This is a genomic window from Frigoribacterium sp. AC759 (genome assembly GCF_979256015.1).
The window spans coordinates 1-230 of sequence record NZ_CEEDMT010000226.1 but is presented as its reverse complement, the minus strand read 5'-3'; the positions used below and the strand labels follow the sequence as shown (position 1 = coordinate 230).

The window sequence follows — 230 nt, the reverse complement described above, 5'->3', positions numbered from 1 at the left end:
TACAACAACTACGTCGACGCCGACGCGGCGCTGCGGTCCGCCTACGACTTCGACGAGCCGGCCGTCGCGATCATCAAGCACGCGAACCCGAGCGGCATCGCCGTTGCCTCGCCGGGCGCCGTCGACGCCATCGCCGACGCGCACCGGCGGGCGCACGCCTGCGCCCCCGTGTCGGCGTTCGGGGGCGTCATCGCCGCCAACAGGCCCGTCACGCGTGCCATGGCCGAGAC

Annotated in this window: 1 pseudogene; it reads left to right on the top strand. The window is 73.5% G+C overall.

The window, feature by feature from the left end:
- A pseudogene (purH, locus tag ACZ6JE_RS15760) lies at window positions 1-230 on the top strand (bifunctional phosphoribosylaminoimidazolecarboxamide formyltransferase/IMP cyclohydrolase); the annotation flags it as partial.